Source organism: Pullulanibacillus pueri, assembly GCF_014639255.1.
GTDB classification, from domain to species: Bacteria; Bacillota; Bacilli; order Bacillales; family Sporolactobacillaceae; genus Pullulanibacillus; species Pullulanibacillus pueri.
This window is the reverse complement of sequence record NZ_BMFV01000043.1, coordinates 23,143-29,857: the sequence shown is the minus strand read 5'-3', so window position 1 is coordinate 29,857 and position 6,715 is coordinate 23,143. Positions and strand designations below refer to the sequence as shown.

The 6,715-nt window shown below is 40.8% G+C and carries 4 protein-coding genes and 1 pseudogene; 3 read left to right on the top strand and 2 right to left on the bottom strand.

Translation table 11 applies throughout. The features are described from left to right. Positions 1 to 64: 64 nt before the first annotated feature. Positions 65 to 1,015, top strand: a pseudogene (locus IEV91_RS19190) (amino acid permease); the annotation flags it as partial. Between the two features lie 69 nt (positions 1,016 to 1,084). On the opposite strand, the gene bcaP reads toward IEV91_RS19190, so the two are convergent. Next, complete coding sequence (gene bcaP, locus IEV91_RS19185) at positions 1,085 to 2,476, bottom strand: branched-chain amino acid transporter BcaP (protein WP_188499043.1); 1,392 nt, start codon at positions 2,474 to 2,476, stop codon at positions 1,085 to 1,087. Between the two features lie 262 nt (positions 2,477 to 2,738). On the opposite strand from bcaP, the gene IEV91_RS19180 reads away from it, so the two are divergent. Together IEV91_RS19180 and IEV91_RS19175 are read left to right on the top strand one after the other, a co-directional pair. After that, the gene (locus IEV91_RS19180) at positions 2,739 to 4,223 is read left to right on the top strand and encodes an aldehyde dehydrogenase family protein (protein ID WP_188499042.1); all 1,485 of its coding nucleotides are present in this window, start codon (positions 2,739 to 2,741) and stop codon (positions 4,221 to 4,223) included. A 185-nt stretch (positions 4,224 to 4,408) separates the two neighbouring features. After that, a complete protein-coding gene (locus IEV91_RS19175) occupies positions 4,409 to 5,404 on the top strand; it encodes a D-alanyl-D-alanine carboxypeptidase family protein (RefSeq protein ID WP_188499041.1) in 996 nt (331 codons plus the stop codon). Positions 5,405 to 5,563: 159 nt separating this feature from the next. On the opposite strand, the gene IEV91_RS19170 is transcribed toward IEV91_RS19175, so the two are convergent. Further along, positions 5,564 to 6,424, bottom strand: a complete 861-nt coding sequence (locus IEV91_RS19170) for an AraC family transcriptional regulator (protein ID WP_188499040.1) — start codon at positions 6,422 to 6,424, stop codon at positions 5,564 to 5,566. Positions 6,425 to 6,715 lie beyond the last annotated feature (291 nt).

Sequence of the window (6,715 nt, the reverse complement as noted above, 5' to 3'; positions counted from 1 at the left end):
ATGGATCGCTGGCCTTCCCAATTATATCAAGGCTTATTTGTCGATTTCACTCTGCGAAGTTTGAGTTATTAATATGGCAACAGTAAAAGCCTTTGGCGAAATTGAATTTTGGTTTGCTTTAATTAAGATCATTACAATAGTCGCATTAATTATCATTGGCATTATTCTAGTGTGTATAGGCTTCACGGGAAACGGTGCTGAAGCCTCCTTTTCGAATCTTTGGCGTGACGGCGGTTTTTTTCCCAACGGCATGACAGGCTTTGTTCTGTCCTTTCAAATGGTCGTGTTTTCTTTTGTCGGCATTGAATTAGTGGGTGTGACTGCAGGGGAGACCGTCAATCCAGAGAAAACCATTCCAAAGGCCATTAATAACATACCGATCCGTATCTTGATCTTTTATATTGGGGCGCTGCTTGTTATTATGTCTATTTACCCTTGGAGTGGCTTGGATCCTAGCCAAAGTCCGTTCGTCAGAGTCTTTTCACTCATTGGGATTCCGGTGGCGGCAGGTGTCATAAATTTTGTGGTGATCACATCAGCAGCCTCCTCTTGTAACAGTGGTATCTTTAGTACGAGTCGAATGACCTATACATTAGCCGAGCATGGCAGGGCTCCGCGGCAGATGAAAACATTAAATAAAAGAAATGTCCCGGCTCCGGCACTGATCTTTTCAACGCTCGTGCTATTGGTCGGAGTGGTGTTAAATTATCTTTTACCTGATCAAGTTTTCACTTTAGTCACAAGTATTTCAACCATTTGTTTTATTTGGGTGTGGGCCATGATTTTAATTTCTCATCTGAGGTTTCGTAAGATGAAACCTAAAGAGGCGAGTGAAAATCGATTTAAAATGCCGCTCTCACCGATTATGAATTGGCTAGTATTGGCCTTCTTTGTCTTCGTCCTTGTTGTGTTGGCCTTTTCAGCGGATACGAGAATGGCGCTATTTGTTACTCCGATTTGGTTTCTTATTTTGATTGTCGCCTATTTACTCACTCGGAAAAAGGCCAATGAATAATAGAAAAGAAGCTTACATTGCCTTCAAACAATGTAAGCTTCTTTTAGAATGAATATGAGTCGAGTTTTATTATATTTTATTCATTAAGCTGTGCTTTCTTCCATAAATAAAATAAATAATCAAGCCGAAGATAAACCAAATACCACAAGCAATCCATGTTTGTACAGAAAGCTGTGTGATTAAAAAGAGACATAATAAAAATGAACAAATCGGTAAAATAGGGAAAAATGGCACTTTAAAGCCCCCGGCAGGTATGTTTTTATTTTTTCTTAAGTAAATCGTACCAACAGAGACAATGGTAAAGGCTAATAACGTCCCCATGTTTACGAGTTCTGCTAACTTAGATAAGGGAACAACACCAGCACAAAGAGCGGCTGCTGAGGCAAATACCCAAGTATTCTTAACAGGGGTTTGGTGCTTTTTACTCAGCTCACTCATACTTTTTGGTAACAAGCCGTCACGTCCAATAGCATAAAGCAGCCGCGTCCCCCCGTAGAGCATTACAAGGATCACCGTGATCATGCCAATAATTGCCCCAAGTGAAATTACTCCGGCGATCCAATCTTGGTGAACCATCTGCATTGCCACAGTCACAGGATTATCAACATTAAGCCCCGTATAAGGAGCAATCCCCGTTAGAACAAGAGAGACAACGACATACAGGAGCGTACAAATCAGTAAGGAACCAATAATGCCGATGGGCATGTTGCGTTGGGGATTTTTAACCTCCTCGGCCGCCGATGATACGGCATCAAACCCAAGATAAGCAAAGAATACAAGGGCTGCCCCATTCATCACACCATCAATACCGAAAGGCATGAAAGGATGCCAATGCTCAGGTTTAACATAAAAAATGCCAACGCCAATAAATAAAAGGATGACCCCGATTTTGATGAAGACCATCAAGGTATTAAAATTTGTAGACTCTCTTATCCCAAGGGTTAATAAGAAAGCAAGGATAAAGATAATCACCATAGCAGGAAGGTTTATATAGGTCCCCGCTGCTGGATTAAACGGGCCAGAAATCGCCTCAGGAATAGCCATATGGAATCCGGCTAATAAAGAATTTAAATAGGAAGACCAACCTGTAGCGACGGAAGCAACAGCTAACCCATATTCTAATAGTAAAGCCCACCCGACGAACCAAGCGATTAACTCTCCAAAGACAATGTATCCATACGTATAGGCACTTCCGGTCACAGGGACGGAGGAAGAAAATTCTGAAAAACACATCCCTGCTAAAGAACAAACAATAGCGGCGATAATGAAGGAGAAAATAATGGCAGGGCCTGAATGATTCGCTGCGACAGTGCCTGGAAGAATAAATATTCCTGTGCCGACAATAGCCCCGACACCAAGCAGGACGAGATCAAAGGCACCTAATGTTTTTTTAAACTGTGTTTCAGTATGGTCATTGAGTAAATGTTCAATTGGTTTTTTTCTAAATAAGACACTTTTCAAACTTAACACCCATTCTTAAAGACAATATGTCAATGATTTTATAGGTTTGTGGCAAATAGGTCAAATTATTTTAATAATTCTTTGAAAGCCTCAGACATTATTCAAGGCAATAGGAATGAGGAGATATAAATTCCATACTTTTTTCGTATGCTATCGTACTCAAAAGGGTATGTGTATTTTAAGACGTCTTTCGTGAAAAGATAAATCGCAGGTTTTATAATTTAAATATAAGAAAACAATTTATGTGAAAGAGGGCCTTTTCATGGTAGCTAAAACAGAACCAATTAACGTCTATGCACTCATTAACGGTGATCGGATTAAAACAGAGAACATGTCCCCTCGGGAAAATCCAACGCATCCAGATGAAATTGTTGGCTATGCGCCACTTAATACTAGAGAAGATACGATAAAAGCTATTGATGCTGCTGATCAAGCTTTTAAAACATGGTCTAATACACCACTTGAAGAACGGATCAATCGTATGGAACGTGCGATTGCAAAACTTCGTGAGGCTAATGATGAAATTACTGAATTATTGTCTCGGGAGCATGGTAAACCTCTCTATGATGCCAACGGAGAAATGTGGGTATCCCTCTCTTGGATGGAATTTGCTTGTCAGAAAGCGAAAGATGTCTTGAAGGAAGAAGTCAAAGAGCATGAAGCAGGTAAAACCTACATTCGCCATGAACCCATTGGTGTTGTCTCTGCGATTACGCCTTGGAATTATCCTATCTCTCTTTCAACCATTAAAATAGCTCCTGCGCTGATTGCTGGGAATACAATGGTCGTTAAACCAAGTCCCTTTGCACCACTTGCTGTGAGCAAAGTGATTGATATTATCGCTTCTGAATTTCCTCCAGGGGTACTAAATTTGGTACATGGTGAAGCCGGTGTCGGTGAAGAATTGACCTCCAACCCTAAAGTGGCAAAGATTGCTTTTACAGGGGGAACAAACACCGCTAAGCATATTATGAAGGCTGCTGCAGATACCATTAAACATATGACCCTTGAATTAGGTGGAAATGATGCAGCTATTGTTCTTTCTGACTTTGATCTCAATGATGAACGTGCGATGCGTCGTCTTGTGATTTCTAACTTCCTGACAGCAGGTCAGATTTGCATGATTGCCAAGCGGATCTATGTCGATAAGTCAATTTATGATCAGTTTGTTCAAAAATATATTGAAGCTGCAAATAAATGGATTCGCGTGGGAGATCCTTTCAATCCTGAGGTCACTGTAGGTCCAGTGAATAATCAACGGCAAGTGGCCTTTGTCCAAAGTCTTGTTGATGACGCTAAAGGAAAAGGTGCGGAAGTCATTAAATTAGGACGAATTCTTGATCCTGATGTTTTTGAAAAAGGATATTTCTTGCAGCCTACGGTTGTCCTTGGCGCTGATTACAAAGATCGAATTGTTGTTGAAGAGCAATTTGGACCAACTGTGCCAATTTTACCTTTCGATAATGATGAGCACGCGATTGAACTGGCGAACGATAGCATATACGGTTTGACAAGCTCTGTTTGGGGTGTGGAAGATCATGCCATCAAAGTCGCAAACCGGATTCAAGCGGGGACAACGATGATTAATACCGCAGCCGTTCAAGGTCTTGACGTCCAATTCCCATTCGGTGGGGTGAAACAATCAGGTGTCGGGCGTGAATACGGTGCAGAGGGCCTCCTCACTTATACTGATACACATGTTATTAATGTTCCTAAAAATGGGGACCTTCCTTATATTCCTGAATAAATCACAAATGACAACAAGAGGGTATTCTTTAAAGCATGGCTTTAAAGGATATCCTCTTTTTTTGCTTAATGTTTTTCTAAAAGTTATGATAATGGTGTTCTCAAATCTCCCAAAACCTTCAGAGAGGAAAACCTTTATTAGAGAGGATTCGTTATCTTCTTAGAGAACAATTTTTGGAGGCTAATATGAAATTTATAAAATGGGGAACACTCGTCATTATATTATTTGTCATTGTTGTAAGTGGCGTGTCTTATATGCCGTTTTTTAATCACTCAGACACTCAAAAGCCCATTGAAAAATTATCAGCAATGGCGAAGGATTTAGGAACTACGAAGTACAAACAGCCAGAAAAACCCGCTTTGAAGACAATAGCTAATTTAGGTCTTCAAGCGAAGTCCGTAATTTTAATCGATGCTAAGAGTGGGGAGGTTTTATACGAGAAAAACAGTGATCAAGCGTTACCCACTGCCAGCATGTCTAAAATGATGACCGAGTTTTTGGTCTTGGAAGCTATTCATAATCAACAATTAACATGGAATCAGACTGTGAAAATAAGCGATTATGTAGACACAATTTCTAACCATCCAGGATTTGCTTCTGTTCATTTACAGAAAGGACGTCCTTACACCATCCGAGAACTTTTTGAAGCTACTGCTATTCATTCCGCGAATGGGGCAGCCATTGCGCTAGCAGAGGCCGTTGCCGGAAGTGAAAAAGCCTTTGTCGTTAAGATGAATAAAAAGGCGGAAGCATTCGGGCTTAAGGAGACACATTTTGTGGATAGCACAGGTTTAGACAATCGAGATCTTGGAAAATTCTTTTCAACAGGGACTCTTAGCGATACGAACAGAATGTCGGCGAAGGATCTCGCGCAACTGGCAAGGCAATTGATAGTCCATTATCCTGAAATTCTTAACATTACGGATCAGCCAAAACTACAGTTTGAACAACAAAGTTTTATGAATACTAATTTGATGCTGCCGGCTAGGCATCAAGCGAATCTTGCTTTTGATGGTGTTGATGGATTAAAGACAGGCTTTACCGATGAGGCAGGTTACTGTTTTGTCGGGACAGTAAAAAGAAACGATGTTCGACTGATTTCTGTCGTCATGGGGGCAACCTCAAGCACAACACGGTTTTCAGAAACAAAGCGCCTTTATACAGCAGCCTTTGCAAAGTAGAGAATGGTAATGTAAGAAAACCCGCGTGAGCTTAAAAGTCACGCGAGTTTCTCTATTCCTTTATTAGAATACTTGTTTTATTATTGTTAAAATATTTATAATTTTAAATATAAAATCATTACACGGCTGTCAGAGATATTTCTCCGCCTCAATTTTCTTCTACTTCACGGGAATCCATACTTCAGAGTAGTAGTTGGCATCGGAAGGATTGCCCGGGGAATAAACTTCTAATTCGGGTCCCTCAGCGTGTTCATAGCCACTTGAAGGAAACCACTCTGAAAAGACTTGTTGCCATACCTTTTGAATGGCCCCAGGCATGGGACCGTGAACCTCAAATACGGCCCATTTAGCAGCTGGGATGTCAAGGCTATCAAAGGGCGTTTCCTCTTTTCCGTCCACTTCTGTTGCTACCCAATAATCCATAGTCTTTGGCTTCAATGCACTTTGATCGACGCAGACACCAAGAACGCCCTTAATTTGCCCTGTGTTCAATTCAAATAACTGATCACACGTCCCATCGGTGTTAACGTCATCCCAGAACTTGGGGATGCCCGTGAGGTTTTCACCGTTTTCAAATGAGTAGGCTCTCTTCACACCAACCACTTTAAAAGCTTTTTTTTCTACCACTCGATAGTTCATAGGATCTACTCCTTTCAGATTAACCTGAATAATCATACGATTGTAAGACTTTAGCTCGCCCAAACCTTTTCGGACATGACTAGGGGATACGCCATGTTGCCTTCGAAAGGCTTTGGTGAAAGCTTCGGGAGTGTCATAACCATATTTGAAGGCGAGGTTAATAATTTTTTCATTTTTACTGGATAACTCTTGGGCCGCCAATGTTAAACGTCGTCGTCTTATATATTCTCCAACCGTTATGTCGGTTAAGATTGTAAAGGTACGTTGAAAGTGGAAGGCGGAAACGTTCGCTTGTTTGGCAATGTTTTCTATAGATAAATCATCGATTAAGTGTTCTTCCATGTAATCAATCGCCTTCTGCAGGGATTCAATCCATGCCATATCGTTCACTCCTTAGGTCATATACTAATTGCTGGGAGGCTGTAAATCCTGTCATGTTGTGCTCACTTCGGACAGTATGAGTTATGGGGCACCGTTTATAGCTTGAAATAGACTTTCGATATAGACTAAAGATTATCCTCCCTAAGAGGTTCAGATCACTTATTCTGTTTCATGACGAAATTTTTGTTAACATAATAGCATGCAAGTGATCGCGGAAAAAGTTAGGAGAGGGGGATAGAACAAGTGCAACTGTAAACAATGGAAAGGGTAAGCGATTATATAGAAGGGATT

Coding starts and splice junctions, on each gene's coding strand:
- IEV91_RS19180 (WP_188499042.1), top strand. CDS start 2,739: ATGGTAGCTAAAACAGAACCAATTAACGTCTATGCACTCATTAACGGT.
- IEV91_RS19175 (WP_188499041.1), top strand. CDS start 4,409: ATGAAATTTATAAAATGGGGAACACTCGTCATTATATTATTTGTCATT.
- IEV91_RS19170 (WP_188499040.1), bottom strand. CDS start 6,424: ATGGCATGGATTGAATCCCTGCAGAAGGCGATTGATTACATGGAAGAA.